The sequence below is a fragment of the Arthrobacter sp. ZGTC212 genome, assembly GCF_002929255.1.
Classification (GTDB): domain Bacteria; phylum Actinomycetota; class Actinomycetes; order Actinomycetales; family Micrococcaceae; genus Arthrobacter_B; species Arthrobacter_B sunyaminii.
Map to the genome: position 1 here is coordinate 268,466 of NZ_PJIJ01000001.1, position 26,384 is coordinate 294,849.

The window sequence follows — 26,384 nt, forward strand, 5'->3', positions numbered from 1 at the left end:
GGTGAAGCGGTGAAATTTTCCGCCGCCGGAACACGCTCCGTTCAGGCTGGTTGTCCCATCTGATCGGTGAGGGCGCAGGGCGTTGTCCCGTGCCCGCCCTTGATGAGTCCCAGTTCACGGAATCCCTGCAGCCAGCCGCCCATCGGCCAGGTGCCCCAGCGGGCGTGGAACAGGTTGGCGTTCCGCACAATGTCCGCCAGATGCTGGACGGGTGGATCCTGAGTGGGATGGAACTGGTGGTAGGCCCGTGCCGCTCCGACCCAGGCCAGACCGGCCCCGGCCCGCCCGGCCAGGCGTGCATAATCGGTGTCCTCGCCGCCGTAGCCGGTGTAGTCCTCACAGAACCCGCCGATCCGGTCCCATGTTGCCGCCGTGACGGCAAAGGACAGGGACCAAAACAGATCCGGGTTGTCCTCAGGGATGATCTCGTCCGGTTGCGGGGCAGGCCGGGCGGGGTGCGGCGAGTCCAAATCCTGGAGCCGGTCCAGGCAGTAGCCCCCAGGTCCGGGCGGCTCCAGATAAGTGACCGGGCCGCAGAGCAGCCGCGCTGCGACGGCGTCATCCTTGGCTGCCGCTGCGTAGCCGGCCACCAGGTCCGTTCCCGGGAGACAGTCGACGTCCAGGAAGAGCAGCAGATCAGCGCCGCGCTGCAGTGCTGCACGCGCCCCGGCGTTCCGGGCCTTGGCCAGCGGCAGCGCCGTGCCCGTCCGGGGGAGTTCGACGACGGTTCCGGGCAGGCGCGGGTCCGGGAAGGAAGCGGCAATTTCGGGGTCATCCATGGCGACGAGCACGTAGTCATCGGGCAGCTGCGAGGAGCGAAGCAGCGCCTGCTGCTGCGCCGCCAGATGGGCGTGCCGGCCGTGCACCAGGGTGATGACAGTGACCTTCACGGCGCCGCTCCCGCCGGGACGGTTCTTGGTGCGGCCACGTCCGCGATGACCTGCGCGGCGCGGGCCGCTCCCTGACCGTCGTTCCAGACAGCCCAGCCGCGGCCGTCCAGTTTTTCGGCAGCTGCCAGTACCTGGGCCCAGTCACCCCGGGCGAAACTGCGCGAGACGATGACGGGGAGTCCGGGCATCCGGGACAGTGCCCGGCCGGTGGTGAACTGTTCCTGATGGGGCCGTTCCAGGGGGACGACCACTGCGGGTACACCGGCTGCCGCAGCATCCGCCACTGCACCCTGCCCGGCGTGGGTGACCACCAGGGAAGCATCCCTGAGATGCGGGAGAGGATCCGCGGTCCGGTTTCCGGGGTTTGTCCCCAGCGCAACCCACTCCACACCGGGTGTCTGGCGCCGGGCGTCCTCGATGTCGGCGTCATTCATCCCGCCGCCGCCGGCGCCGCCCAGCACCAGGACCCGGGTGACAGGCCCGGGCGGGCGTCCGGGCCGGACCGGGATGCCGGAGATCGCGCCGACAGGGACCAGTTTTCCGCTGAGGCAGTCATCCGAGACGGCGAGCATGTCCGGTGCTTCAGGTGGCCAGGCCGAAATCACGGCGTCCGAAATTCCAAAACCAAGCGTGTGGGCAGGGTCCCCGCGCAGCCCGGGCAGCGCCACGGAGACCACGGGAACGCCGTGCAGCCGTGCCAGCAGGGCGGCTTCAACCGAGACGTCGGCAACCAGAACAGCCGGAGCAGCCTCCCGCAGCCAGGCCGAAAGCTGTCCCATGCGTTCGCGCAGCCCGGCGTCGTGCAGCGGCACCCAGTGCAGCCGGCCGTTGGCATCCACGGATGCCGGTTCCGAACCGGTGTCATCCCGGTCCAGCTGGATCCACGGGTTGTCCCAGCCGCCGGGCCGGGGGAGAGAGGACAGAGCCGTCACACTTCCGGCCGGCAGATGCGCTGCGATTGCCTGGGCCCGGCGCAGGTGCCCCATGCCCTGATGATGGATGTAGTAGCCGATCATGCTGTGACCATCTGCCGGCTGGCTTCAAGAAGCAGTGCTTCGTACTCGTCCACCATCCGCTCATGGGAGCAGAACGTCTCAGCCCGGCGCCGCGCGGCGTTCCGGTCCAGAGCGGACGCCTCGCGCAGGGCCACGGCGAGGGCGCCGACGTCGTCCGCCGGTGCAAGGCGACCGCAGTCCGGAGTGAGGATTTCGGGCAGGGCGCCCCGCTCGAAGGCGGCAACCGGGGTGCCTGCCGCAAGGGCTTCGGCCGCCACCAGGCCGTACGGCTCATCCCAGCGCGGGGTAACGAGCGCTGCGCAGGCGCCCTGGACGGCCCGGCGCAGATGGGAATGGTCCAGGTGTCCCAAGTAGCGGATGTCCGTGCCAAGATGCGGGCGGACTTCGGATTCGAAGTAGCTGCTGTCGAAGACCGGGCCGGCCAGGTCCAGGGGGATTCCCGCCGCTTTGGCCGCTTGGATGGCAAGGGCCGTTCCCTTCTCCGGCACAATCCGGCCAAACCAGATGGCGGAGCCGCCGCCGGGGCCCTGCTGCCAGCGCCCGGTGTCGATACCGTTCAGGATGGCCGTGCTGTCCACCAGGTCCGCCCAGGCATTTCGGGTGTGGGAACTAACGGCAATAAACCGTGTGGCGTCGCCGCGCACACGGATTGCCGACTCGATCCATCCCACCGGAGGCGTGTGCAGGGTGGTGATCAGCGGGACGCGGAGCATTCGGGACATGGCAATGGGCAGGTGGTGGATGCTGGTATTCAGGACGGCGTCGTACTTTTCATGCCCGTGTTCGGCCAGGTCGAGCATGAGCGAGAGATACGCATGATGTTCTGCCATCCACTGCTCGGGGAGGGCTCCGACGTCGTTCCGCGCCGTCTGGCTCATTTCGAAGACCGGGATGTCGAGGAAGTTTACCCGGAGCTCCGGGTCGGAACCGGCCGCTGCGAAGAGGGTGATTTCATGCCCGCGGGCCGTCAGGGCGGAGACCAGGGCGTGGGTGTGCGCCTCCAGGCCGCCGGCGAACGGTTCGCTGATGGGGAAGCGGGAAGGGCCGATGATGCAGAGCCTCATTGCAGCACACCGCTGCGCTCGAGGAGCTCCGCGTAGAGTTCCGCGTGACGGGCGGCAATGGCGTTCCGCTGCTCGGCCCGGGCGCGGGGCTCAAGCGGCGCGGGCGGGCCGGCGTGCCGTGCGGCCCGGACGGCTGCTTTCAGGGAGGCGGCGTCCAGTCCGTCCTCATTGTGGGAGTAACCGAACACCGGACCTTGATCTGCATAGAAACCGCAGTCGGGTGCGGCCACCGCGGTGCCGAGGTCCCGGCAGGCTTCCAGCCAGCCCGAATGGGTGCCGAAGCGGTAGGGGAGCACTGACAGATCCAGTCCGGCGAGATAGTCCCAGAGCTGATCATCCGGCAGGAAGTCGTGGATGTGCAGTTCGAGTTCGCCGGAACGGGACTTTCGTTCCAGGAACTGCGCCAGCTCGGCGTCGTACCGTGCGCCGCCGGGCTCCAGGACATCGCAGTGCCCGTTCACCTGAACCACCATGCCGCCGTCTTCCCGGGCGAGTTCCAGCAGCACCCGGATCACCGGCAGGGGGTCCATGCTGGCCCTGAGGCTCTTGACGTGCACTCCCACGCGGTAGGGGCCGCCGCTCCCGGCTTCCTCGGCGCGCCGGGCATACTGCGCCATGGTTTGGGGTTCGACGACGTGCGGGTGGGCAATGACGTCCGGGCGGCGGCCCCAGCGGTGTTCAATTTCCGCCGCGGCACCCTCGGTCAGGGTAATCAGCGCGTCAGCGCCGGGAATCAGGACATCCAGGTGGGCGTCGTGGGCGGCGGGGGACTCGTGGTGCGGATTGCGCAGATCATGCACGGTGTAGACCAGCGGCTTGCCGTTCCGCCGGAGCGCCGCCACCACCTCCTGCAGGTCCCGGGGGTCCAGGGCGTCGAAGCCGAAGTGGATGTGGAACACATCGAAGAGATCCGCGTTGGCGTCAATCCACTGGGCGGAGAGCATCACCGGCGGCCACCATTTGCCCGTGGCCGGGTTGTCCGGTGAGTCCGGGTCCGGATCCGGGAGGCGGACAATCTCGGGGATTTCCGGCGCAGTTCCCGGCAGGGGGTCCAGATGGCGGACGTAGACGTGTCCGGAAGGAATACTCGCCACCCGTATGGAGTTCCGCGGCTGCAATCTGTGACCCCGCTTCTTCAAGGCGCCGTGCCCGGTAAGAACCGGGAGCGGCGCGGGAGATGAAATAGTAAGTACCGTTAGTAATCAATAGCATACGGACGCTGGAAGGTGGCAAAGCTGTATATGGACGCGGTGACAAACCCCCTGGAGGAACTCCCGCAGCTGATCGCTGATGAAGTGGAGCGGGCCGGCCTGACGGTGGCAACCGCCGAGTCGCTGACCTGCGGCAACCTTACCGGCGCCCTGGGCCGCGGAGGGGGCACCGGCGAGTGGCTGAGCGGCGGGATCGTTGCCTACCTGACGGAAATCAAGCAGACCGTGCTGGGTGTCAGTGAAGGCCCCGTTGTGACTGCGCGGTGTGCTGAAGAAATGGCCGCGGGAGCTGCCCGGTTGTTCAACGCCGATTTGACCGTCTCCACCACGGGGGCGGGCGGCCCGGGACCGTTGGAAGGGAAACCGGCCGGAACCGTTTTCATCGGCTGGAGCCTGCACGGGAAAACAGGCCACGCCGAGCACTTGTTTGACGGAGACCCGACGGAAGTGCTGGAAAAGACCGAGGCCGCGGCGCTGCAGCAGCTGTACGACCTGGCCCGGAAGGTTTAAGACTGCGGGGCGGTTACGCGAGTTCCAGCTTCTCGACGACGCCGGCAAGGTGCCTGCGTTCCAGTACCCCCAGCCCGTGCACCGGCAGGGGGAGGCAGTTTCGGTGAGCCAGGCCCAGCTGCTCGGCGACGGCCGCAATGACGCGCAGGCTCCCGTGTTCGGCAAAGAGCTCCCACAGCGGAGCCATCCGTGCAGACTCGGCTGCCGCGTCTTCGTACCGGCCTTCCTGTGCGGCACGCATGATCCGCACCATCTCGCCGGGCAGGGTGCCCGCGGCGGCTGAGTACCACGCGTCGCACCCGGCGGTGAGTCCGCCGGCGGCAGCAGCATCCCCGGAGATGCCGACGGTTACATGGTCCGGAATCACGGCACGGACGGCTCTGACCCTTTCCGGTGCGGCTGCGGCGGATACCGGAGGGATTTTGATCGACGCTATTCCGGGCAGCTCCGCAATTCTGCCGTAAAGTGCGGTGCTGAAAGTGAAATGGGTCGTGCCGGGATTGTCATAAACAATGACCGGCAAATTGGAGGAGTCCGTGACTTCCCGGAAAAGGCCGTAAACGTCGTCGTCCGTCAGGGCCTGGTAACTCACCGGAGCCAGCAGGATCCCTGCGGCGCCTGCTTCTTCCGCAGCCCGGACATGGGCCAGGACCTCGGAAGTGCGCAGCGCCCCGACCCCGACGATCAGCGGCTTCGATCCAGCACTTGCCGCGGCCAGCTGCACCACGCGCCGGCGCTCCCCGGCGCTCAGATAGGGGTAGGAACCGGTGGAGCCCAGCACTGCGATCGAATCGACGTCGGACTCGGCCAGCCGCACCATCAGGCGGACAAAAGCACTTTCATCCACGGCGTCATTGTGCAGCGGTGTCAGGGGAAAAGCGCTCAGGCCGGTAAACAATGCACGCTCCCTCCGATTATGTGCAGCGAACACACTTTCCTCTGCGCATTAGTATGCATTATGTTCCCAGACAAAGACGTTCCGGAGAGGTCAGGTCCTGTCAGCAGAACATCACCGCCCTCCTCGCAGAGCCCGGGCCAGTGTGACATCGGCCGCCCGCGCCGCGGAGCCGGATCGGAGGGTGCCTGCGCGGCGGTAATCTGGAAGCGGATTCGACGCACGGCCCCGCACACCCCGTCCCGGCCACCGGATCCTCCCAGCACATCCGAACGGAACAGCCTTGCCCGCTATGACACCAAGTGCACCTGCCCCGGCCGCCCGGCAGTCTGTCCTGTCCACGCTGCGCTCGCCGCGGCTGCTGAAAACCGAGGTCCTGGCCGGACTCGTGGTGGCCCTGGCGTTGATCCCCGAAGCAATCGCGTTCTCCGTGATCGCCGGCGTGGATCCGCGGATGGGTCTTTTCGCGTCCTTCACCATGGCAGTCACCATCGCTTTCGTGGGCGGCCGCCCGGCCATGATCTCCGCTGCCACCGGCGCCGTCGCCCTGGTCATCGCCCCGGTGGTGGCCAGCCACGGCGTGCAGTATCTGGTGCCAACGGTCATCCTGGCCGGCATCCTGCAGATCCTGCTGGCGCTCGCCGGCGTCGCCAAGCTCATGCGCTTCATCCCTCGCTCCGTGATGGTGGGCTTCGTCAACGCCCTGGCCATCCTGGTCTTCTCCTCCCAGCTGCCCGAGCTGATCGGCGTGCCCTGGCTGGTTTACCCGGTGGTCGCCGTCGGACTGGTGATTGTTTTCGGCCTGCCCCGGCTGACGACGGCGGTGCCCGCACCGCTGGTGGCGATTGTGGTGCTGACCGTTGCCGCCGTTGCCGCGGGCTGGGAGATCCCCACGGTCGGGGACAAGGGTGCGCTGCCCGACAGTCTCCCCGCCCTGCTGTTTCCCGACGTGCCGCTGACCCTCGAGACGCTGCAGATCATCGCTCCGTACGCCCTCGCCATGGCCTTTGTGGGCCTGCTGGAATCCCTCCTGACCGCCAAACTGGTCGATGACATCACCGACACCCGGTCCTCCAAGCCGCGTGAGGCGGCCGGTCAGGGCATCGCCAACATCGTCACCGGCTTCTTCGGCGGCATGGGCGGCTGCGCCGTCGTCGGGCAGACCATGATGAACGTCAAGGCCTCGGGTGCCCGCACCCGGATTTCCACTTTCCTGGCCGGAGTGTTCCTGCTCATCCTGGTGGTGGCACTCGGGGACATCGTGGCGCTGATCCCCATGGCGGCACTCGTGGCCGTGATGATCTTCGTCGCCTGGGCGGCCTTTGACTGGCACAGCATCTGGCCCTCCACCCTGCGCCGCATGCCCAAGTCCGAAACAGCCGTCATGGTCATCACCGTCGTGGCCACGGTGTTCACCCACAATCTGGCCATCGGCGTCGGAGCGGGAACCCTCGCCGCCATGGTGCTGTTCGCGCGCCGGGTGGCGCACTTCGTCACCGTGCAGCGCGCTGCGGCGGACGACGGCGGCACGGTCACCTACACGGTGCGCGGCGAGTTGTTCTTTGCCTCCTCCAATGACCTCTACACCCAGTTTGAATACGCCCTGGATCCGGATGACGTGCTGATTGACCTCAGCGCCTCGCATGTTTGGGATGCCTCGACCGTGGCCGCGCTGGACGCCATCACGGAAAAGTACCGGAGCCGGGGCAAGACCGTCCGCATTACCGGTTTGAATGACTCCTCCGATGCCATCCGTTCCCGGCTCAGCGGCCAGCTGGGCGGCTAAGGCGCTACGCTCGGCTCATGAGTGCCGTGCATGCCGTCATCCCTTCGCCCATCGGGTTACTGACCCTGGTGGCCGACGGCGGTGCCCTTACGGCGGTGTACATGGAGAACCACCGGCGCGGACCTGCGCCGGACACGCTGGGCGCGCAGGTACCCCTGGACGCTGCCGCTGTCCTGGCGCGGACGCGGGACCAGCTGGGCGAGTACTTCGTCGGTGACCGGCGGGAGTTCGATCTGCCGCTCGCCCCGGCGGGAAATCCGTTCCGGCAGCGGGTCTGGGCCCTCCTGCAGGAGATTCCTTTTGGTGCAACGCGGTCCTACGGCGACCTGGCCCGCGAGCTGGGCGATAAAAACCTGGCCCAGGCCGTCGGTTCAGCCAATGCGCGCAATCCGGTTTCCGTCATCATTCCCTGCCACCGGGTCGTCGGCGCGGCCGGTGCGCTGACCGGCTATGCCGGCGGGCTGCAGCGCAAGCACTTTCTGCTGGGGCTGGAGGATCCCCGGCGGGTCCAGGACATGCTGTTCTGAAACCCGCGGGCGCAGGCCGGGGAGCCCGTGCGGTGAGACCATGGGAGCTGAAACCGGAGCCGGCTCACAAAAACTGTTTCGGAAACGTCTACCGGGTGTGGAAGTGAAACCGTTCGAAGCCATTGTCAGGGAGCACGGCCCGGCCGTGCTGCGGGTCTGCCGTGCCGTGCTGGGCCCGCAGGACGCCGAGGACGCCTGGTCGGAAACGTTCCTGGCCGCTCTGCGCGCTTATCCCGGGCTGCCGCCGGGGGCCAACATCCAGGCCTGGCTGGTGACGATCGCCAAGCACAAGGCCATAGACGTCCACCGTGCCGCCGGCCGGCGGCCGGTGCCCGTCGGTGAACTGCCCGAGACCGCGTTCCGCCCGGGGCCCGTTGCCCGTGCCCCTGGAAACGGCAGTGCACCGGAGGGCTCCGAGTGCTTTGACCCGTTGTGGGAGGCACTCAAAACTCTGCCGCAGCGCCAGCGTGAAGCCCTTGCCTACCACCACCTGGCGGGCCTGCCCTATGCCGAGGTGGCAGTGCTGCTGGGTGGAACCGAGGCAGCGTGCCGCCGGTCGGCAGCGGACGGCATGAAGAAACTGCGCAGCCTGAACCTGGAGGAGTCCCGATGATCCCGCTGCAGGACAACCCAATGCAGGAAAGCCCGCTGGAACGCCTGATTCAGGAGCCGGGACCCGGACGGGAGATGGCCGACCGCGACACCCTGGACCGGCTGCAGAAACGTCTGGGGGCTGCCGCCGAGCAAGCCGGGCTGCTGGATGTGGGGTACACAGTTGTTGAGACCCCGGTGGGGAAGCTGCTGCTGGCCGCCACGCATGCAGGCCTGGTACGGGTGGCCTTTGACTGTGAAGACCATGACGCCGTGCTGGCCCTGCTGGCCGAACGCATCAGCCCCCGGATCCTGGCTGCACCGGACCGGCTCCAAGCCGCCGCCGCTCAGATCACCGAGTACTTTGACGGAACCCGCCGCACTTTCGACCTGCCCCTGGACCTGCGGCTAACGGCAGGGTTCCGCCGCTCCGTCGTGGAGCATCTGCGGGACATTGGCTACGGATCCACTGCAACATATTCGGCCGTTGCCGCCCTGGCAGGAAGCCCCGGCGCGGTCCGAGCCGTCGGGACCGCCTGCGCCCTGAACCCGCTGCCCGTGGTGGTGCCCTGCCACCGGGTGGTGCGCTCGGACGGCAGCACGGGCGGCTACCGCGGCGGCCCTGCTGCCAAACGGCTCCTGCTGAACTTGGAGGCAGCCGCATGAACAATGCACTCTTTCCGCCCGAACGTACCGAACCGGGGCCGGGCGCCGTCCACGTACCCGGGTGGCTGGACCTGGCGGCCCAGCGGGAGATTGTCCGGGCCTGCCGGCAGTGGGCGGTGGGACCGGTGCCCATGCGCGCCGCCGTCATGCCGGGCGGGCATCCGATGTCGGTGCAGACGGTATGCCTGGGCTGGCACTGGCAGCCGTACAAGTACACCCGCACTGCGGACGACGCCGGCGGCGGACGGGTGGCCGACGTGCCCGACTGGCTGATCACCCTGGGCCGGCGGGCGTTGGCCGAAGCGTACGCCACCCCCGGCCGGCCCGGTTACGCCCCGGAGCTGTGGAAACCCGAGGATTACACCCCGGACACGGCGCTGATCAATTACTACGCGCACGGCGCCCACATGGGCATGCACCAGGACAAGGACGAGAAGTCCAGCGCCCCTGTGGTTTCCCTGAGCATCGGCGACACCTGTATATTCCGCTTTGGGAATACGTTGACCAGGACCCGGCCGTTCACCGATATTGAGCTGAATTCCGGTGATCTTTTCGTGTTTGGCGGCCCCTCCCGGTTTGCATACCACGGTGTGCCGAAGACCTTTCCGGACACCGCCGACCCCGCTTCCGGACTTGCCCGGGGCCGGATCAACATCACCCTGCGCATGACCGGTTTGTCCTGATGCCGGCGCTGACCCGGAGTGTCCGGCACGTTCTGCCCTGCGCCGAACCGTTCGCCTGGCAGCCGCTCTTCCGCGCGCTTGCGGCCCACGCAGTGCCCGGGGTGGAGCGGGCGGAATACGACGACGACGGGGCCTGGGTGGAGCGCCTGGTGCCCGCGCCGTCCGGGCCGGCTCTGGTCCGCGTCCGGTTCGGCCATCCGGGCGCCGTGGAGGCAGAGCTTTCCCTGGATGGGGCGACTCCGGCGAAGGCCCGGGGGCAGGAAGAAGCCGCGGTGCTCGCATTGGTTCGGCGCTGGCTGGATCTGGAGGCGGATCCGGCCGTCATTGATCCGTTTCTCTCCGGTTTTGACCTTCTGGCTCCGCTGGTGGCGGTGTCCCGGGGTTTGCGGGTGCCGGGATCGGTGGACGGCTTCGAGACCGCAGTCCAGACGGTGCTGGGCCAGCAGGTCTCGCTGGCGGCTGCCCGTACTTTCGGCGCCCGGCTCGCGGCATCCTACGGCGGTGCCGAACGGGACGGGCTGCGTGCCTTCCCCTCGCCTGAAGAGCTGGCTGCCGTGCCGCCGTCGGAACTGCAGCTGGCCGTGGGGCTGACACACGCCCGGGCACGCACCGTCACCGCGCTGGCCGGAGCAGTGGCTTCCGGGCTGGAGATCAGCCCGGAAGCTGACGCCGGATCAACCCGGAGCGCACTGCTGGCGCTGCCGGGAGTTGGGCCCTGGACCGCCGATTATCTTGCGGTGCGTGTCTTCGGTGACCGGGACGCGTATCCGGCCGACGACCTGGTGCTTAAGCGGGCGCTGGGAGTTGCGACGGCGCGTGCGGCGGCGGCGCTCTCCGAACCTTGGCGGCCGTGGCGTGCCTATGCCCTGTTCCACCTGTGGACTGCAGCTGCCTACGGGGCTGCCCGAACGGAATAGCCAAGCGATAAGAGCACCGTCAGGCACCGAGCAGGGTGAACGCGAGGCAGACAAGGGCCGGCCCGCCCTGAATAAGGGCCGGACGGATCATCCGGCGGTTGCTGAACACCAGGACCAAAGCGGCCAGCACCATTGACGCAGCGGCAAAACTCATCAGGGTCAGCCCGGCCACTCGGCTGCCGGCCCCGAGCAGAACTACACCCAGCATCGCTCCCACGGCCAGGAAGAGGTTGTAGAAGCCCTGGTTATAGGCCAGGCCCTGGGTATAGGCAGCTTCCTGCGGAGTGGAGATTCTAAACACCGCCATGGTTGCCGGCGCAGTCCAGCGCAGGGACTCCAGCACAAAGATGTACAGATGAATAGCCGCGGCAATCACGGCAAAGACGGCTGCGGTAATGAGCACTTTGACTCCTCCTGGGCCGATGACAGCTGATTCCGGGTCCGGATTTCCGTCCGGGAACAAAAGAGGCAGCCGTCGCGGTCTTTCCATCGTTTCACCGGCACTGCGGGCGGCCAAGGGCCGGAAGGTCTTTCGGTTGGCGGAGGAGCGGGAATGGCCGCTAGCCTTGAAGAGGCGCCCGGTCTTTCCTCCGGGAGCTCGTGTGGGCACTTAAACCGGCCCACAGTCACAGTCCCCGGAAGGACAGCCTCCGTGCCGAAACCCCGTCCCGCCCGCACTCTTGCCGTGGTTGCCGCCGCCGCGCTGGCGTTGTCCGCCTGCGGATCGGACTATCCACTGGGCGACGCGCAGCGCGAAGCAGCGGAAAACAGCACCTCCACTCTCTCCGGCATTCTTTCCGGCTCCGGGTCCAGCGCCCAGGGACCGGCCATGGACGCCTGGATTGGAGGCTTCGGCCTCCTTCACCCGAAGGTTCAGCTGCAGTATTCCCCGGACGGCTCCGGCGCCGGCCGCAGCGCCCTCCTGGCCGGGGCCGTGGATTTTGCCGGCTCGGATGCCTATCTGCAGGAGGAGGAATTGGAGCAGGCCCGCGAAGTCTGCGGCCCGGGAGGCGCCCTGGATATTCCGGCCTACATTTCACCGATTGCCGTGGCCTTCAATTTGCCGGGCATCGATTCCCTCAACCTGGACGCCGCAACCATCGCGCGGATCTTCCGCGGCGAAATTGTCAGGTGGAATGATCCCGCCATTGCCGGGCAGAATCCCGGGGTTGATCTCCCTGACCTCCCGGTAACTCCGGTCAGCCGGGCCGATGACTCCGGCACCACCGAGAACTTCACCGAGTATTTGCATGACGCCGCTCCTGATGCCTGGCAGGACAGCCCTTCGGGGACATGGCCGGGCGGTTTGGGCGGTGAAAACGCACAGGGGAACGCCGGTGTGGTCAGCACGGTGACCCGCACCGAGGGTGCCGTGACCTACGCGGACGATTCCGTCATCGACGACTCCATGGGCACCGTCAATCTGCTGGTCGGGGAGGAGTACGTTCCGATCAGTGCAGAGGGCGCGTCAATCGCCGTCGAACAGGCCAGCCGCGTTCCGGACCGCGGCCCCCATGACATTGCCCTCCACCTGGACCGCACCACCACGGTCCCCGGCGCCTATCCGCTGGTTCTTGTTTCCTACCAGATCTACTGCAGCGGCTATGAGGATCCGAACACAGTGGAGCTGGTAAAGGCGTTTGGGCTGTACGTGGTCAGCGACGAAGGACAGGCGGCCTCGGAGGACGCTGCCAAGAGTGCTCCCATCCCGGCAACCCTGGCGGAACAGGCCCGCGAGTCCATCGAAAGCATCGGCACCCTGCCCTAGCTGGGCGCATCGGCCGCCTGTCACCTTGGGCGGCCGCCACTTAGGCAACCCCCCTTGCGCGGTCCGGACCGCGGTGGCAACGTTGTTTCACCGCGAGTTTAAGGGGGCAGCAATGCAACCGATCCAGATCGAGCGCTGGTGGCCGTATCTAGACGGTTCGGCCAAAATGTGGCTGCGGGAGAACCTTCGTGACGAAGGCCTCCCACGAAAGGTGCAGGACCGCATCGCGGAAGCGGGCGGCCCGGTGATTGAGCCGATTCTTGGGGAACGGGACTGGGTCTTCATCGAAACCCAGCCGCAGCTGACGGAATAACTTCCCCTGCCGGGTGAGGCAAGATGGAACGGTGACTACGACCGATTCTCCAGCCTCGCCGCCCCAAAAATCTTCTGTCGAAGCGTCATCTGCGGCCGGTGCGGTTTCCGGCAGCGGCAGGTTGAAGCCCCGCGGCACCTTTGCCCGCGGCCTCGCCGCATCATCGGTATGGGTTGCCCGGGGGCTGATCGTGCTGGCCGGGCTGGTGGTGGTGTGGTTCGGTATCCGGTCGCTGTGGTCCATCGCCCTTCCCGGCCTGCTGGCCCTGCTGCTGTCCTCAATCCTGTGGCCGGTGAACCGGGTTCTGCGAAAGGCGCTGCCCAAGGGGATTGCCGCACTGCTCTCCCTCGTGGGCCTGCTGGCTGCCGTCGCCGCCGTGGCCGTTCTGGTGCTTCCCTCAATCTCGTCCGGCTCGAAAGAACTGGTCCGGCGGGCAGGGGAGAATCTTCAGGATCTCAGCGACTTCGTTGCCGGGCTTCCCTTCGCCGTCCAGACGGTTGACTTCAATGAACTGCTCGACGCCGGTCTGGCACAGCTGCAGGAACACAGCAGCGACATCATTTCCGGTATTACCGCCGGGCTGGGAACCGTCACCTCTGTCACCGTGGTGTTCCTGCTGACCCTGGTGTTCACGTTCTTCTGCCTGAAGGACGGGGACAAATTCCTGCCCTGGGCCAGCCGCTGGACCAACAACCAAGCCTTTGTGCACGCGGTCCGGGTGTCCGAAGAGGCATGGAAAACCCTGTCCGCCTACATCTTTGCCCAGGCAACCGTAGCTCTGGCAGATGCCGTCTTAATTGGCCTCGGCCTGTGGTTCCTGGACGTGCCGCTGGCCCTGGCCCTGATGGTGCTGATCTTCTTTGCCAGCTTCATACCCATTGTCGGAGCCGTGGCCACCGGGGTCCTGGCCACCATGGTCACCCTGGTGGCGCACGGATGGGTGACAGCGCTGATTGTCCTTGGTCTGGTGCTGGTGGTGCAGCAGCTGGAGTCCAACATCCTGCAGCCCTTCCTCGTGGGCAAGACCCTGAAGCTGCATCCCGCCGTCGTGCTGGGAGCCGTCACCGTCGGAAGCACGCTCTTTGGTATCGTCGGCGCGTTCCTGGCGGTCCCGGCCACCGCCGTCGGCATCGTGGTGCTGCGGTATCTGCGGGACCAGTCGCTGACCCCGGCCAACGCCGCCGTGTCGGGTGAGGTGCCGGCTGCGGCCGGGGCGGACGAGGTTCACGGACCGCAGCCGCAGCCTCCCGAGCCGGTTGAGGCTCAGATGTCGCCGGACGCTGGCCGGCCCGGCAGTGTGTGAAAGCTAACCGCGGAAGATGTAGTTGGGCTCGTATTTGGTGGAGCCGGAGACGCGGTGCACCCGCTGAGTGCAGAAGGGGTCGTAGACCTCAATCTCCAGCCGGGCAGTCACCGGATGGGGATGGTAAATGCAGGTGCAGGAGAAGTGCATGCCCGGGGCCGCCTTTCAGATTCCCGTTTACCGTGTTGCGTGCCGCGGGAGGGCACGCGCTTCGTCCCTTCATATTTTGTCAAAGTGGACAGACGGGGAAAAACGGGCCGGAAACCGGCGTTGACCGGTTAGTTCACCGGTTAGAGGACGGGTTAAAGAGGCGGGGCGCCTCCGGTGGTCTCACTTCCGGAAGCGCCCCTCGCGTTGCCTTATTAGTATTACCAATTGACCTGTGAAGATCCTGAAAGTGCTGCGGTAATGGCGGGCGCCGCAGGCTTTTCCCTAGGGGGCCATCCGAAGGAAGTCCGCTTCACGTTCCTTGCTCCAGGACCGTGCATATAGTCCCAGCCCGGCCTCGTCCCGGACGGATATGCCCAGCCGGTTGAGCATGAGGCGGCTTTGGTACACGGTCAGCTGCTGGGCGCTTCGGCTGGCCCTGACCTTGTCCGCCCGGTACAGGTAGGTGTCGATGGCCCGGGACCAGCGCTTGCGCCAATTGTCCACGGCCGGCTCCGAAGCTGTTGCGGCCATCAGTCGGTGGGCCGGAAGGATCCGTGGCGCCAGCTGGGACGTCAGGGCGTTGCGCATGTGGGCAGCCTGGGGGCCGGATCCCGCGGTGCAGCTGCGAAGATGGCTGTCCCAGTAGAAGTCCCACGAAATGGCCCGGCGGTCCGCCCAAACCGGGGACCGCGGCCCGCGCATCATGGCGTAGCCGGCATCAAAGAGAAGCAGGGCGGCCAGGGAAGACCGGCTGTTTACCTTCGGAAAGCGGGATGTTGCCCAAGCTGCCAGATCAGAGGACAGCTCGAAGACCTCTTCCGCCAGGGCCAGTCCTTCGGCCCCGCCGTACTTTGCCAGATCGGATTCGGCTCGGGGGGAGACGGGCCCGTAGTCCCACCGGGTGGGTACGGCATCCTCCCGGTATTCGGAAGTCTGCAGCTCCCCGAGGCGGGGGGCGGCCTGGTCAACGAGTGCGCGCATCAGGGATTCCAGCCGGTCCAGGACCCGGGGAGAACCAAGGATCCGGACCTGAATGAAGGGGTGCGCCGGATCCATGCACCGCGTATGGAACCACCGCTGGGCGCCCCAGGACCTGCCCTGAGCTGCCAGCGGGATGACAACGTCAGCAAGGACGGCGTCGCACAAGTCCGTATCTGTAGGCTGGATGGTCAGTGACCACCACTCGGCTCCGTTGGTCAGCGGCTTAACCTGTTGTGCTGCTGCTAACTGGCTCATTGGAGATCCTCCCGTTTGCGTCATGCCGAAGGTGATTTCCGGCCTTTGGAGAAAAGAGATTGAAAACCGCTGCCCGTCCGGCCTGGGGCAAGTCGGGCGGCGGTGCGGACACAGTGGTGGCGCTGTCGAACCACTGTTGGGGTGGGGGTCGCCATCGGGCGGGATCCGGCGCCTGCGCCATGAATCAGAAGATTTCACTTGCCGCGCCGGCCGGAGGGTGGAAACTTAGACGGGTGCTTGGATACGGATACAAAATGTCTGCCGGCTGGATGAAGATGTGATGCCGTCAGGCTCACATCCTTCCAGCAGCCACGCCGTAACCACCAGAGACTTTTTCAAATTATCTTCAAAACCGAGAAACTAGTTGCATCTGCGGAAAAAAGGGGTACAACACCCGCAGGAGACATGCGCGGAGCGCGCTGCCTCATGCCGGCTCGACACCGTCACAGCGGAAGTCGATTTCTCGTGGGCACGGGGAGCGGGTGGAGAACCGGCATGTGTCCGGTCCCTCTGGTGCGGACGGTTGCCGAGCCTTACAATCCAATACGTTGCCGACGACGACATTTTTGCCGGCAAGGCTGATGCAACCGCGGCCCGCAGCTGGTCAGCCAACATTTACGGATCGGCAAAGGCACATGAAAGACCACTGGTGGGCGGCGGAAGTTGCCGGCAGGCTCAGCACCTTTTTGGAGGGTGCCTTCTCCGGAGTGCAGTTCGAGGTCCTCCCTCTCGTGGCCTACGACGTTGCCACCATCGACGTGGCTTGGACCGACGGTCCCGCGCTCCACGAGGTGGATCTGATCGCTATGGAGTACGTACTGCGCCTGCATGTGGACCTCTGCGCCGCAGCCGGCGGGCTCGGCCCCAGGATTGACCGGATTTCCAAGCGGCGAACGATGAGTCCGGGGGTCGAGGGCAGGTTGTTGAAAGTGCTGGCAGCAGACCTGAACACCGACGTGGAGGACCTCGACAGGCAGCGGATGTATCCGCTGCCTTCGGTTCTGGCTCCGTCCGGGTGCTGTGCCAAAGGCTTAGTGGGTGAATTTTTGGACCAGCTCTTCGAATCGACCAGTCTCAGCGGCGTGGGGCAAATGTCCGGGGGAGGCGGCAGTTCGGACTCGCTCCCGTGCCGGTGCGTCTTGTGTGCATGACCGTCGCGGCCGGCACGGTGGGGCCGGTTAAACAGATTCCCTTCCGGTTGCCTTGACGGCGTCCGGAAGGGAATCAGCGAGGTGCAGACGCGGGGCGTCCAGCAGGTTAAGCAACTAGGAGGCGGACCGGAGGGCATCCTTGACCGGCAGATCGGATTCGTCACCAGCGGGGGCTGTGCTGGTCTTGCGGGTCAGTGTTACGTAGGAGATGGCTGCCAGCAGGGCAAAGCTGACCATGGCGATGCCCATCGGCACGGCCGTTTCCTCTCCGCCGAGACCCACCAGGGGTGCCACTGCAGCTGCCAGCACGTACTGCAGGCAGCCCAGGAAGGCTGAGCCCGTTCCGGCATGATGGCCGGCTTCTCCGAGGGCCAGGGCTGTGGCATTGCCAAAAATGAAGCCCAGGGATCCCTGGAACACAGCGAACAGGACCAGCATCGGAACCATGGGTGTCCCGGAAAGCGCGAAAATCAGCAGTCCGGCTGCCGCCAGCACAGCCACTACCAGGCCGATGGAGATCATCGTGCGGTAGGCGACCTTGCCGGCAAGCGCAGCGGCGATGACGCTGACAATCGTGATGCACAGGGCGTTCATGGCGAAGACCAGGGAGAACCGGGTTTCCGACAGGCCCATGATGTTCTGGATGATGAACGGGGAGGCGGAAATGTAGGCAAACAGCCCGGCAAAGGCGAAGCAGAAGGTCAGCAGGTAGCCGGTGTAGTTGCGGTTGCTAAGGACCATGCCGGCAACGTGCAGGGTGGTCTTGATGCCGCCGCGGTTGCGGTCTTCGGCGGCCAGAGTCTCCTTGACTCCAAACAGGCCCCAGACGGAGAGCAGCAGGATCAGGGCGGCCAGGGTCCAGAACACCGCACGCCATCCCGCGGCGGCAATGATCGCACCGCCGGCCAGAGGTGCAATGACGGGGGCGATGACGCAGATGATGGTCAGTACGCCCAGCAGCTTGGCAGCGGCGGCACCGCGGGCGGTGTCGGAGACAATGGCCCTGGCGAGGACGACGCCGGCAGCACCGCCCAGCCCCAGGAGGAACCGTGCGCCGGCCAGGATTTCCGCGTTCGGAGCAACCGCACAGACAACGCTGGCCGCGGCGCAGACAAAGGTGCCCACCAGCAGCGGCTTGCGCCGTCCGATGCCGTCCGACAACGGACCAATAAACAGCTGCCCCAGGCCAAGGCCTACCAGGAAGGTTGTCATGGTCAGCTGGACGCCGGCTGCGGTGGTGTCCAGATCAGCTGCCATGCCCGGGAATGCGGGGAGGTATAGGTCAATGGACAGCGGGCCCAGCGCGGTCAGCAGGGCCAGGAGAAGAATGAGTTGTCCGCTCGTGCGGTGCACGGCGGAGGGAGGAGTGGTGCTGGAATCAGGCATGGTTTCTTTCGAGGGGGCGGGTGGGGGAGCGCTCAACTATACATATGTGCACATATGTATGTCAAGATATGAGCTAGGATTGGCGCATGGTGGACAACACGGATGCTGCGGCGCGACGGCGCGAATTGGCCATGCTCCTGCGGGACCTTTCCTGGACCATCCATCGGCGGGTTCCCGATGTCACGGGGATCGAGCCGCTGACCTCGACGGATCTTGCCGTGCTGAAGCATGTGCTGGAGGCGCCCGGGATGACGGTGACTGAACTGTCGCGGCACATGGCACTGAAGCAGAGCAATACGAGTGCGGCCGTCCGGACACTCGCCGACCGCGGACTGGTGACCAAAGAGAGCAGTGCAAGTGACCGGCGTATCAGCCGGTTGTTTCCGACGGACAAAGCAATGGCCCAGGATGAGGCCATTGGGGATGCATGGGCAGGTCCCATCCGAAAGGCGCTGGCAGGGTTGGATGCTGCGCAGGCCGCCGCGCTGGATGATGCCGTACAGGCGCTTCAGGAGCTGAACTCCCGGCTGCGTTCAGACCAGACCTTCCCGGGTTCTAGCTAAGATCTTCGGATTTCGCCTGCTGCGGCGATCCCGTCCCGCGGAACCGGCGGTAGCTGTACGCAATCAATGCCAGTGCGATGAGCCCTGAAAGAATCAGGCCCGTCCCTGTGCCCCAGCCGCCGGGCAGCCACAGGCTCTGGCTGTAGGGCCACCAGCGCGGCGGCCTGGCCCACACGCCCCAGACAACGCCGGTGGCCATAACCAGGAGTGCGCCGGTGATGCTGGCGCTAATCCTCAGCCAGGTCTGCACACCCTGCTCCGCCGCCTTGAATGCCTTGGCCTTAACCGGACGCAGGAGGCGGTTGGCCCACCGGTACCGCAGCGACAGGACGGCCAGGCCGCCGACCAGGCCCAGGAGTCCGGGTCCGGGCAGTACCAGGGCAACAAGCCCGAAGGCGATCAGCAGCCAGCCTGCAACTTCGATCCCTGTCCGGCGCACCCACGGCGGAAAGCTGTCTGATTTCACCGGTCCGCCGAAAATGGGCAGTGCTGTGCTGCATGCTGTGGTGGGTGCATTGTGTTCAGTCGCCCAGCCCGGCCTTGTCGACGCGGCGGTGGAAGCGCATCCCGGCCAAGCCTCCGAGGACGGCGCCGCCCAGGGCAACAAGGGCAGCAATGACCGCGGAGATGACAGCCGCTGCCGTGTTGTCGCCGGAGAGCTGGGGGTAGGTGTTGAGCTGGGCGTTGATGTCCAGTTCGCTGCTCGCCACAGCGCCGATGAGGGCCAGCACAAGGGCGATCACGATTCCCCAAATCCACACGGCCACGCCCTGCATAACGCCGTTAAACCGGGCCATCCGCCCAGCGACGTAGCCGCCGCAGAAATAGGCCACAAACAGGATGACCATGAGGAGGATGACTCCGGCCACGCCTGCGCCCTGAGGATTCGCTGCGGCCTCCCCGGCGGCATCAACGTTGTTGGCGAGCAGTGCCGCCCCAAAAGCTGTGGCAATTGCACTCAGCAGCACCGTGGTTCCCGCTGCTGCTAGCCAGCCGAAGAAGGCGGAGCCGATCTTGACGCCGCCAAACTGTTCCTTCTCCCGGCCGACAACCCGTTCGCGGCTTTCGGTTCCGCCGTCACGGGCAGCCGGGTTTGCTGCCCCCTGGCCCGTGCCGGCCCGGTTCGGTTTGCGGGCAGGCTGCCCCGCCGCTCCTGCGCTGGTACTCATGGGAGGACTCCTTGCGGTTGCTGGGTATGGGCGCCTCCGAGAACCCCTCTCTCAAGAATAGAAAGAATGAGACCCAAAACACAGGGCGCTTACTAACTCATTCGAACAGCCGATCAGCAGATCCAGGCCCCGCAACCCGGAAATGCCTCATGCACGGGGAATCAGGAGGCAGGCTTCGCCTCGGAGGCGGGGCTTTCCTCATCAATTTCCAGAGCCGGCTGCTCCTCGCGTTCTTCGCGCTCTTCAGCCTCCCGGCTGGGGGACTCCTCGTTGTTGTCCTCCGCCTTTGCCTGCTTCTCCGCCTTCACTTCGTCGAGAAGCTGAGCAGTCACCTCGTCATTAAACTCGTCCCGGGTGCCGGCGAGGTTGTTCTCGGTGGCGTCGGCTCCGAAATTGATGGGCTGGTCCTGGTTGCTCATGGTGTTCTCCTGCCGATGGTTGGATCGTGAAGTCAAAGGATGAGACTTTCAGTACCCTCCACCCTTGCATATCGCTCACCGATACTCCGCCAGTTCCCGCGAGCGAATCACCGGAACAGCGGCGGCGCCGGCAAGTACGATCCACACACCCAGCAGCGGGAGGGTGCCAGCCAGCCCGGCCGCAGCTCCTCCCAGCAGGGCGGCGGCCGGCATCACCCCCAGCGTGATTGTCCGCTGCGCCGCGGCCACGGACGCCAGTTTGCCGGGCGCAACGCTCCGCGGAAGCACCTCGGCTCCTGCCACGCCTGACACTGACACGAGAAAACTCCAGCCCAGTGACTGAACCGCCAGCCAGGCCAGTTCCGGCCCGGGGAGCCAGGGGCAGAGGGCTGCTCCGGAGACGCACAGCGCCGACGCCGCCGCGGCGCCTGTCCGCAGGTTACGCAAACCCCATGCAGCCGTTAGAAACGGTGCCGCTGCGGCGCCGCCGATGGCTCCTGCGGCAGCCAATGCGCCCAACCCCGCGAATAGGGGAGGGGCTATGTCCAGGTCCCGGAGAATAAACACCGGCAACACGGTGTTGCCCAGCATCGCTCCGGCATTGGTAAGGGCCCCCGAAACTGTCAGTGCCCAAAGTGCGGGCGTGGCCCGAAGTGTGCGGAAGCCGCTGCCCAAATCCCGGCGGATTTTTGCTGTCCCTCCCTTGGCAGGAGCCGGTGCAGCGCCGAGCCTGATGCCCAGTTGCAGCATCGCAGACATGCCGTAGGAAGCTGCGGCGGCAGCCAGGGCCGCGCCCATGCCCAGGATGCCCAACAGTGCTGCGGTGCCGGCGGCGGCCGCCGTTGACGCGGTCTGGGTGGCAACAGCCAGTTGCGAGTAGGCATGTTTCAATGTGCCGGCGGGTGTCACCCGCGGAATCACGGTGCTGAGAGCGGTGGTGAAGACAACATCGGCGATCCCCACCGTGACGGCTGCCCCGAGCAGCAGCGGGCCGCTGAGCCAGCCGGTGAAAGTGGAGATGGCCAGCGTTGCCGTGACAAGGATACGCAGGCATGTGGCTGCGGTCATGACGCGCCGGCGGTCCTTCAACCGATCGATTACGGCACCCGCCGGCACGCCTAGAAGCAGAAATGCGGCCAGCCCTGCTGCGTTGAGCACACCCAGAAATTCCGAGCCCAGCCCAAGCGCGGTCACCGCGAGGATTGGCAGCAGGGTTCGGGTGAGGGCGTCCGCGAACCCCTCGACAGTGTTTGACCCGAGCAGGAACCGGAACGAAGCCTTTTGTCTGCCCGGCAGGTCGGTGCTGATTGCTTGTTGTCGTGCCATGGTTCCCCCGAAGCGTTCTGTCAGGCCACTCCTGACGTCCGATATACTGTCAGGTAATTCCTGACAGAACAAGGGGTCATTTTCAGCATCCGGCAAACGAATAGACTGACCTCTATGCCCGACTCCTCCAGAGATGCATTAGTGCCGGCATCCACCGCGGCACCGTTCATGTGTTCTTTCTGTCTGCGTTCCAGGAAGGAAACGGGACTGTTGGCCGGGGCGCCTACAGCCTCCATCTGCCGTGACTGCGCCGCTCGCGCCACCGCTCTGCTCGATGCCGCCCCGGTTTCCGGGGAAACGCTTCCGGATACTCCTTGGGGCGGGCTCTCCGATGACGAACTGATGGCCCGGCTGCCGCAGGTTGCCGAGGCGCGGGAGCAGGTCGAAGCCCATCTCCGGCGCTGGGTCGAAGCCGCCCGGGTGCGCGGAATCAGCTGGGCCAGCATTGGTTCGGCCCTGGGGATGTCCCGGCAATCCGCCTGGGAGAGGTTTCGTCAGCACTAGGGGTGGGGGATTTCTTTGTCGGTGCCCTAGGCTGAATCCACTCAGACGAGCAACGGCAAAACCGGAGTTTCCATGTCGCTTTCAATGAGGTTGGCCGGGCTGGCCCTGCGTGCGGCGCCGCGGGCCTTCCGGACACCGGAGGTGGTCCGGCGCACCGCTGCACGGCGGCGCCGGCCTTCCGTTCCGCTCACTCTTCGCCGTTTATGCCGGGTGCGGGAGGAAGTCGTGGCCGGGTTTCCGGTGATGACGCTGACCCCCAGAAAACCGTCGGGACGGGAGCTGATTTACCTTCACGGCGGTGCTTACGTCTTCCCGCTGCGGGAGGCCCACTGGTGGATCATCACCGCCCTCATCCGCCGTACCGGAGCCACGGTTACGGTGCCGCTGTACGGGCTGGCACCGTGGCACTCGGTGGCAGAGGCCCTGCCGTTCGTCGAGGCCGTGCACCGGGCCGTTGCCCGCCGGGCAGCCGGCGCCCGCGTCTTCCTGGCGGGTGATTCAGCCGGCGGCGGACTGGCTCTGGCGCACGTGATCGACCGGCGCAACCGGAGCGAAAGCCAGCCACAGGCTGTGTTTCTGTTCGCCCCCTGGGTGGACTGCACCATGTCCAACCCGGGCATCCCCGTGCTGGAACGGCGGGATCCCATGCTGGACATCCCCGGGCTGGTGTACTGCGCCCAACTTTGGGCCCGCGGCCTTCCGCTGGACTCCTGGCGGGTCAGCCCGATTAACGACACCCTGGCAGGGCTGGCGCCGGTGTATCTGTTCCAGGGAGGACGGGATCTGCTGTTGCCGGATGCAGAACGCTTCGCGGTCAAAGCGGCCGCGGCGTCATCGCCGGTGGAGCTGCAGGTCGCCCCCGACGGATTCCATGTCTACGTTGCCGCCACCTTCACCCCCGAAGCCCGGGCCGCACTGGATGGTGTTGCCAGGGTGGTCAACGGCGTCGAATAAACGTCGCACCGAGGGTATCGGAGGCAAATTGCACTTGGTGCATCGTTGCACGTAGTGTATGAAGCGTGCAGACTTCCGTGCCCGCAGAAGACCGCCGCCAGGCGCTCAAGGACCGCCACCGGCAGGCGATCATAACGGCTGCGGCGGCGCTGATGCATGAGGGTCAAACCACGGATTTCTCCGTTGACGAACTGGCGCAGCGTGCGGACGTTTCCCGCCGCACCGTGTTCAATCACTTCGCTTCCATCCGTGACATTGTGTCCGAGGTGTGCAGCGGCGTCCTCAGCTCCGCAGTGGAAAGCCTCACCGCGGTATCACCGGTGGATGCTGCCCGCCCAGGCATGTTCGCTGAGATTGCCGAAGCCTTCCGTGCCGCCGACCTTGTAGCGCCCATGGCGTATCTCACCCGCCTGCTTGGCCCGGGCGCAGTTCCGGACTCCACGCCGCGCCAGGCGCAGGCCCATCCCATCGCCCTGCGTGCGTTCACCGAACTGAATGACCGGCTGTCCGTGGCGATGCTTAGCCGGTATCCGGAAGCGGACCGGCTGGGAGTCGACCTGCTCGTTGGTTCACTGACCAGCGGGTTGGGCGTTCTTTATCATCACTGGCACTGTGCCACCGGGGCCGTGGATACCCCCGAAGCGCGCCGGGTCTGGTCGGACCTGCTTGATGCGCTCCTGGAAAAGGTGCGATCGGGCTATGTCTCCGACCCGGCCTCCCCACAAACACTCCACCCGTAGTTCCCACCCATTCCCATATAAGGACAGACCCTCAAATGGCTGAATTCCTCTACCGCCTCGGAGCCGCGGCCGCCCGCCGCGCGAAAACCGTGCTCGCGGCATGGATCGGAGTGCTGGTGCTTGCCGGAGCGGCCTTCGCCCTCTTCGGCGGCACGCTTGCCACCGGCTTCTCGATTCCCAATACCCCCACCACTCAGGTCACTGACCACCTGCGGGAGAAACTTCCGCAGGCTTCCGGCGGTTCCGGCTCCGTGGTGGTCCAGACCGAGGACGGTTCGGCGTTCACCGATGCCCAGCGTGAGGACATCTCCGCGCTGGTAGCCAAGGCCGGTGACGTGGACGGCGTGGAAACCGTCGTCGACCCGTTCGCCACCGAGGCGGAGCGTGCCGCGCAGGCTAAGCAGCTTCAGGACGGGCTGGCCCAGATCGAGGCCGGCCGAGCCCAGATCGACTCCGGCCGGGCCCAGTTGGAGGCCGGACAAACCCAGCTCGACGCCGCGCGGGAGCAGGCCGAAGCGGCCGGTGCCCCGGCGCCGATGATTGCCGAGCTGGATGCTCAGCAGGAGGTCCTGGACGCCAACCGTGCCGAGCTTGACGCGCAGAGCGCCGAGTTGGAAGCCGGCGCCGTGCAGGCCGAACAGGGCGCCGCTCTGTTGGAGATGGCCACTGAAATCCGTACCGTGTCCGAGGACGGAAGCGCGGCAGTGGTCAACGTGGTCTTCAGCGAAACGCAGATGGAGGTCGAACAGGACACCAAGGACGCCCTGGTCGCAGCCTTTGAGGATGAGCCGATCGACGGCGTCAAGGTGGACTTCTCCTCCGAGGTTTCCGCCGGCGTCCCCAGCATCCTGGGTGTCGGCGAGGTGGTGGGCCTCGCGGTTGCCGCCGTCGTGCTGGTGGTAATGCTGGGCACCTTCATCGGTGCCGGCCTGCCGCTGGTGACCGCACTGATCGGTGTGGGCATCGGCGCCGCCGGCGCGCTGGCCTTCTCCGGCGTCGTCGAAATGGCGTCCGTCACCCCCATCCTGGGCGTCATGCTCGGTCTGGCCGTGGGCATCGACTACGCCCTGTTCATCGTCAACCGGCACCGCCGCCAGCTGAAGGCCGGCTACGGCCTGGAGGAATCCATTGCCCTGGCCAACGGCACCTCCGGCAACGCAGTGGTGTTCGCCGGCGCTACGGTCTTCATCGCCCTGCTGGCGCTGAATATCACCGGCATCCCCTTCCTGGGCCTGATGGGAACGGTGGGTGCGGCCTGCGTGGCCATTGCGGTCATGATCGCCACGACACTGACTCCGGCGCTGCTCAAGCTGGCCGGCATGAAGATCCTCAGCCGCAAGGAGCGCGCGGCACTGGACAAGGACCAGGAGGCCTCCGCCTCCGCCGGCAAGCCGGAATCCATCCCGGTGAAGCAGATGTCCACCCTGCGCGCCGTGCTCACCGTGGTGGTGTCCATCGCGGGGCTGCTCGTTATTGCCATCCCGGCGATGGACCTGCGCACCAACCTGCCCGACGGATCTTCCGAGGCCCACGACTCCACCCAGTACCAGGCGTATGAAGCCGTCTCGCAGAAGTTCGGCGAGGGCCAGAACGGCTCGCTGTTGGTGGTCGCGGACCTGCCCGGCAACCCCAGCGAGGAAGAAGCACTGGTGGCACAGGGCGAGATCGCCCGTACGCTGTTCGACCAGCAGGACGTGGCGGCCGTGGCTCCCATCGGCTCCTCCGAGGACCGCACCGTCACCGCCTTCCAGGTCATCCCGGCTGAAGGTCCCACCAGCGAGTCCACCCAGGAACTGGTGCACACGCTGCGTGACCTGTCCCCAATCGACACCGAGAACGGTGAGGTGGAGCTGGGTGTGGCCGGCACCGCCAGCGGCAACATCGACATTTCCGAGAAGCTCTCCGAAGCGCTGCCCATCTACCTGGGCGTAGTGGTGGGCCTGTCCCTGCTGATCCTGATCCTGGTCTTCCGGTCCATTTTTGTTCCGGTGATCGCGACGCTGGGCTTCATCCTGTCCTACTTCGCAGCCATCGGCGGCGTGGTGGCCATCTACCAGTGGGGCTGGCTGGCCGGCATCTTCGGCGTGGAGACCCCCGGCCCGGTACTGAACTTCCTGCCGACCATCCTGGTGGGCATCCTGTTCGGCCTGGCCATGGACTACATGCTCTTCCTGGGCTCGGGCATGCGCGAAGCCTTCGTGCACGGCTCGCCGGCGCGCGTGGCCGTGATGCAGGGCTTCCGCAACGGACGCTCCGTGGTCACCGCGGCCGCGATCATCATGGTGTCGGTGTTCGGCGGCTTCATCTTCTCGCACAGCACCATGATCCGGCCCATCGGCTTCGCGCTGGCCTTCGGTGTCCTTGTGGACGCCTTTGTGGTGCGGATGCTGCTGATCCCGGCCCTGATGCACCTGGCCGGAGACAAGGCCTGGTGGCTGCCGAAGTGGCTGGACAAGATCCTGCCGGATGTTGACGTCGAGGGCGCGTCCCTGGAACGACGCCACCCGCATGAGACGGGGGAAGCAGGGGAAGATACTCCTTCCGCGAAGGCCGACGGCGTGACTGCCCGCAGCTGATCTGCCTCACCCGCTGCAGTGCCAAGGTGCCGCTCTTCTCCGGTCGGAGTTGGGCGGCACCTTCGCTTAA

General features: G+C 66.1%; 29 protein-coding genes. 16 read left to right on the forward strand and 13 right to left on the reverse strand.

What is annotated here, in order from left to right; all coding sequences use genetic code 11:
- Positions 1 to 41: 41 nt before the first annotated feature.
- The 4 genes from CXQ89_RS01345 to CXQ89_RS01360 are packed head-to-tail and all read right to left on the reverse strand — an operon-like array spanning position 42 to position 4,064.
- Positions 42 to 890, reverse strand: coding sequence for a glycosyltransferase family 2 protein (locus CXQ89_RS01345; RefSeq protein ID WP_104160028.1), 849 nt, complete (start codon positions 888 to 890; stop codon positions 42 to 44).
- The gene (locus CXQ89_RS01350) at positions 887 to 1,906 is read right to left on the reverse strand and encodes a glycosyltransferase (RefSeq protein ID WP_104160029.1); all 1,020 of its coding nucleotides are present in this window, start codon (positions 1,904 to 1,906) and stop codon (positions 887 to 889) included. The genes CXQ89_RS01345 and CXQ89_RS01350 overlap by 4 nt, the downstream gene beginning before the upstream one ends.
- Positions 1,903 to 2,970 carry a glycosyltransferase gene (locus tag CXQ89_RS01355; RefSeq protein ID WP_104053423.1) on the reverse strand — a complete coding sequence of 356 codons (1,068 nt, stop codon included), beginning with the start codon at positions 2,968 to 2,970 and terminating at the stop codon, positions 1,903 to 1,905. Before CXQ89_RS01355 ends, CXQ89_RS01350 begins: the two co-directional genes overlap by 4 nt.
- Complete coding sequence (locus CXQ89_RS01360) at positions 2,967 to 4,064, reverse strand: glycosyltransferase (RefSeq protein ID WP_104160030.1); 1,098 nt, start codon at positions 4,062 to 4,064, stop codon at positions 2,967 to 2,969. The genes CXQ89_RS01355 and CXQ89_RS01360 overlap by 4 nt, the downstream gene beginning before the upstream one ends.
- Positions 4,065 to 4,211: 147 nt before the next feature.
- Here CXQ89_RS01360 and CXQ89_RS01365 point away from each other — a divergent pair, with 147 nt between their 5' ends.
- Positions 4,212 to 4,691, forward strand: coding sequence for a CinA family protein (locus tag CXQ89_RS01365; RefSeq protein ID WP_104160031.1), 480 nt, complete (start codon positions 4,212 to 4,214; stop codon positions 4,689 to 4,691).
- Between the two features lie 13 nt (positions 4,692 to 4,704).
- On the opposite strand, the gene CXQ89_RS01370 is transcribed toward CXQ89_RS01365, so the two are convergent.
- Positions 4,705 to 5,589, reverse strand: a complete 885-nt coding sequence (locus CXQ89_RS01370; RefSeq protein ID WP_104160032.1) for a dihydrodipicolinate synthase family protein — start codon at positions 5,587 to 5,589, stop codon at positions 4,705 to 4,707.
- Between the two features lie 289 nt (positions 5,590 to 5,878).
- Here CXQ89_RS01370 and CXQ89_RS01375 point away from each other — a divergent pair, with 289 nt between their 5' ends.
- From CXQ89_RS01375 to CXQ89_RS01400, 6 genes are all read left to right on the forward strand, one after another.
- Positions 5,879 to 7,372: a SulP family inorganic anion transporter gene (locus CXQ89_RS01375; RefSeq protein ID WP_104160033.1), complete on the forward strand. Its 1,494-nt coding sequence runs from the start codon at positions 5,879 to 5,881 to the stop codon at positions 7,370 to 7,372.
- A 17-nt stretch (positions 7,373 to 7,389) separates the two neighbouring features.
- Positions 7,390 to 7,899 (forward strand): methylated-DNA--[protein]-cysteine S-methyltransferase, encoded by a 510-nt coding sequence (locus tag CXQ89_RS01380; RefSeq protein ID WP_104160034.1) that lies wholly within the window; start codon positions 7,390 to 7,392, stop codon positions 7,897 to 7,899.
- A gap of 97 nt (positions 7,900 to 7,996) precedes the next feature.
- Positions 7,997 to 8,512 (forward strand): RNA polymerase sigma factor, encoded by a 516-nt coding sequence (locus CXQ89_RS01385; RefSeq protein ID WP_237688628.1) that lies wholly within the window; start codon positions 7,997 to 7,999, stop codon positions 8,510 to 8,512.
- 74 nt (positions 8,513 to 8,586) lie between these two features.
- A complete protein-coding gene (locus tag CXQ89_RS01390; protein ID WP_104053751.1) occupies positions 8,587 to 9,156 on the forward strand; it encodes a methylated-DNA--[protein]-cysteine S-methyltransferase in 570 nt (189 codons plus the stop codon).
- A complete protein-coding gene (locus CXQ89_RS01395) occupies positions 9,153 to 9,839 on the forward strand; it encodes an alpha-ketoglutarate-dependent dioxygenase AlkB (RefSeq protein WP_104160036.1) in 687 nt (228 codons plus the stop codon). The genes CXQ89_RS01390 and CXQ89_RS01395 overlap by 4 nt, the downstream gene beginning before the upstream one ends.
- Positions 9,839 to 10,756 (forward strand): DNA-3-methyladenine glycosylase, encoded by a 918-nt coding sequence (locus tag CXQ89_RS01400; RefSeq protein WP_104160037.1) that lies wholly within the window; start codon positions 9,839 to 9,841, stop codon positions 10,754 to 10,756. The genes CXQ89_RS01395 and CXQ89_RS01400 overlap by 1 nt, the downstream gene beginning before the upstream one ends.
- A 19-nt stretch (positions 10,757 to 10,775) precedes the next feature.
- Here CXQ89_RS01400 and CXQ89_RS01405 read toward each other — a convergent pair whose 3' ends face one another.
- Positions 10,776 to 11,159 (reverse strand): DUF1304 domain-containing protein, encoded by a 384-nt coding sequence (locus CXQ89_RS01405; protein ID WP_237688627.1) that lies wholly within the window; start codon positions 11,157 to 11,159, stop codon positions 10,776 to 10,778.
- A gap of 249 nt (positions 11,160 to 11,408) precedes the next feature.
- On the opposite strand from CXQ89_RS01405, the gene pstS reads away from it, so the two are divergent.
- The 3 genes from pstS (at position 11,409) to CXQ89_RS01420 (ending at position 14,140) form a co-directional block, all read left to right on the forward strand.
- A complete protein-coding gene (pstS, locus tag CXQ89_RS01410; RefSeq protein ID WP_237688626.1) occupies positions 11,409 to 12,524 on the forward strand; it encodes a phosphate ABC transporter substrate-binding protein PstS in 1,116 nt (371 codons plus the stop codon).
- Between the two features lie 112 nt (positions 12,525 to 12,636).
- On the forward strand, positions 12,637 to 12,837 hold the full coding sequence (locus CXQ89_RS01415) for a hypothetical protein (RefSeq protein WP_237685543.1): 201 nt from the start codon (positions 12,637 to 12,639) through the stop codon (positions 12,835 to 12,837).
- A 31-nt stretch (positions 12,838 to 12,868) separates the two neighbouring features.
- Positions 12,869 to 14,140 (forward strand): AI-2E family transporter, encoded by a 1,272-nt coding sequence (locus CXQ89_RS01420; protein WP_181032196.1) that lies wholly within the window; start codon positions 12,869 to 12,871, stop codon positions 14,138 to 14,140.
- Between the two features lie 3 nt (positions 14,141 to 14,143).
- On the opposite strand, the gene CXQ89_RS18280 is transcribed toward CXQ89_RS01420, so the two are convergent.
- Complete coding sequence (locus CXQ89_RS18280) at positions 14,144 to 14,290, reverse strand: hypothetical protein (RefSeq protein ID WP_181032197.1); 147 nt, start codon at positions 14,288 to 14,290, stop codon at positions 14,144 to 14,146.
- Between the two features lie 282 nt (positions 14,291 to 14,572).
- The gene (locus tag CXQ89_RS01425) at positions 14,573 to 15,526 is read right to left on the reverse strand and encodes a lantibiotic dehydratase C-terminal domain-containing protein (RefSeq protein WP_181032198.1); all 954 of its coding nucleotides are present in this window, start codon (positions 15,524 to 15,526) and stop codon (positions 14,573 to 14,575) included.
- Between the two features lie 635 nt (positions 15,527 to 16,161).
- Here CXQ89_RS01425 and CXQ89_RS01430 point away from each other — a divergent pair.
- Entirely contained in the window at positions 16,162 to 16,677 is a 516-nt protein-coding gene (locus CXQ89_RS01430) for a hypothetical protein (RefSeq protein WP_104160039.1), read from the forward strand.
- 114 nt (positions 16,678 to 16,791) lie between these two features.
- On the opposite strand, the gene CXQ89_RS01435 is transcribed toward CXQ89_RS01430, so the two are convergent.
- Positions 16,792 to 18,063, reverse strand: a complete 1,272-nt coding sequence (locus tag CXQ89_RS01435) for a multidrug effflux MFS transporter (RefSeq protein ID WP_104160040.1) — start codon at positions 18,061 to 18,063, stop codon at positions 16,792 to 16,794.
- A gap of 86 nt (positions 18,064 to 18,149) precedes the next feature.
- On the opposite strand from CXQ89_RS01435, the gene CXQ89_RS01440 reads away from it, so the two are divergent.
- Complete coding sequence (locus CXQ89_RS01440) at positions 18,150 to 18,626, forward strand: MarR family winged helix-turn-helix transcriptional regulator (protein ID WP_258059784.1); 477 nt, start codon at positions 18,150 to 18,152, stop codon at positions 18,624 to 18,626.
- Here the strand turns inward: CXQ89_RS01440 and CXQ89_RS01445 are convergent.
- From CXQ89_RS01445 to CXQ89_RS01460, 4 genes are all read right to left on the reverse strand, one after another.
- On the reverse strand, positions 18,619 to 19,092 hold the full coding sequence (locus tag CXQ89_RS01445; protein ID WP_104160041.1) for a PGPGW domain-containing protein: 474 nt from the start codon (positions 19,090 to 19,092) through the stop codon (positions 18,619 to 18,621). The two genes, CXQ89_RS01440 and CXQ89_RS01445, sit on opposite strands and share 8 nt — an antisense overlap.
- 55 nt (positions 19,093 to 19,147) lie before the next feature.
- Positions 19,148 to 19,795, reverse strand: a complete 648-nt coding sequence (locus tag CXQ89_RS01450; RefSeq protein ID WP_104160042.1) for a hypothetical protein — start codon at positions 19,793 to 19,795, stop codon at positions 19,148 to 19,150.
- 161 nt (positions 19,796 to 19,956) lie between these two features.
- Positions 19,957 to 20,214 (reverse strand): hypothetical protein, encoded by a 258-nt coding sequence (locus CXQ89_RS01455; protein ID WP_104053407.1) that lies wholly within the window; start codon positions 20,212 to 20,214, stop codon positions 19,957 to 19,959.
- Between the two features lie 75 nt (positions 20,215 to 20,289).
- On the reverse strand, positions 20,290 to 21,540 hold the full coding sequence (locus CXQ89_RS01460) for an MFS transporter (protein ID WP_104160043.1): 1,251 nt from the start codon (positions 21,538 to 21,540) through the stop codon (positions 20,290 to 20,292).
- A gap of 168 nt (positions 21,541 to 21,708) precedes the next feature.
- Here CXQ89_RS01460 and CXQ89_RS01465 point away from each other — a divergent pair, with 168 nt between their 5' ends.
- The 4 genes from CXQ89_RS01465 to CXQ89_RS01480 all read left to right on the forward strand — a co-directional run bounded on the left by CXQ89_RS01465 (position 21,709) and on the right by CXQ89_RS01480 (position 26,314).
- A complete protein-coding gene (locus tag CXQ89_RS01465) occupies positions 21,709 to 22,044 on the forward strand; it encodes a ClpX C4-type zinc finger protein (protein ID WP_258059785.1) in 336 nt (111 codons plus the stop codon).
- 72 nt (positions 22,045 to 22,116) lie between these two features.
- Positions 22,117 to 22,998, forward strand: coding sequence for an alpha/beta hydrolase fold domain-containing protein (locus CXQ89_RS01470; protein ID WP_104053404.1), 882 nt, complete (start codon positions 22,117 to 22,119; stop codon positions 22,996 to 22,998).
- A gap of 65 nt (positions 22,999 to 23,063) precedes the next feature.
- Complete coding sequence (locus CXQ89_RS01475) at positions 23,064 to 23,738, forward strand: TetR/AcrR family transcriptional regulator (RefSeq protein WP_258059786.1); 675 nt, start codon at positions 23,064 to 23,066, stop codon at positions 23,736 to 23,738.
- 35 nt (positions 23,739 to 23,773) lie between these two features.
- Entirely contained in the window at positions 23,774 to 26,314 is a 2,541-nt protein-coding gene (locus tag CXQ89_RS01480) for an MMPL family transporter (RefSeq protein WP_104160044.1), read from the forward strand.
- The last annotated feature ends 70 nt before the right edge of the window (positions 26,315 to 26,384 follow it).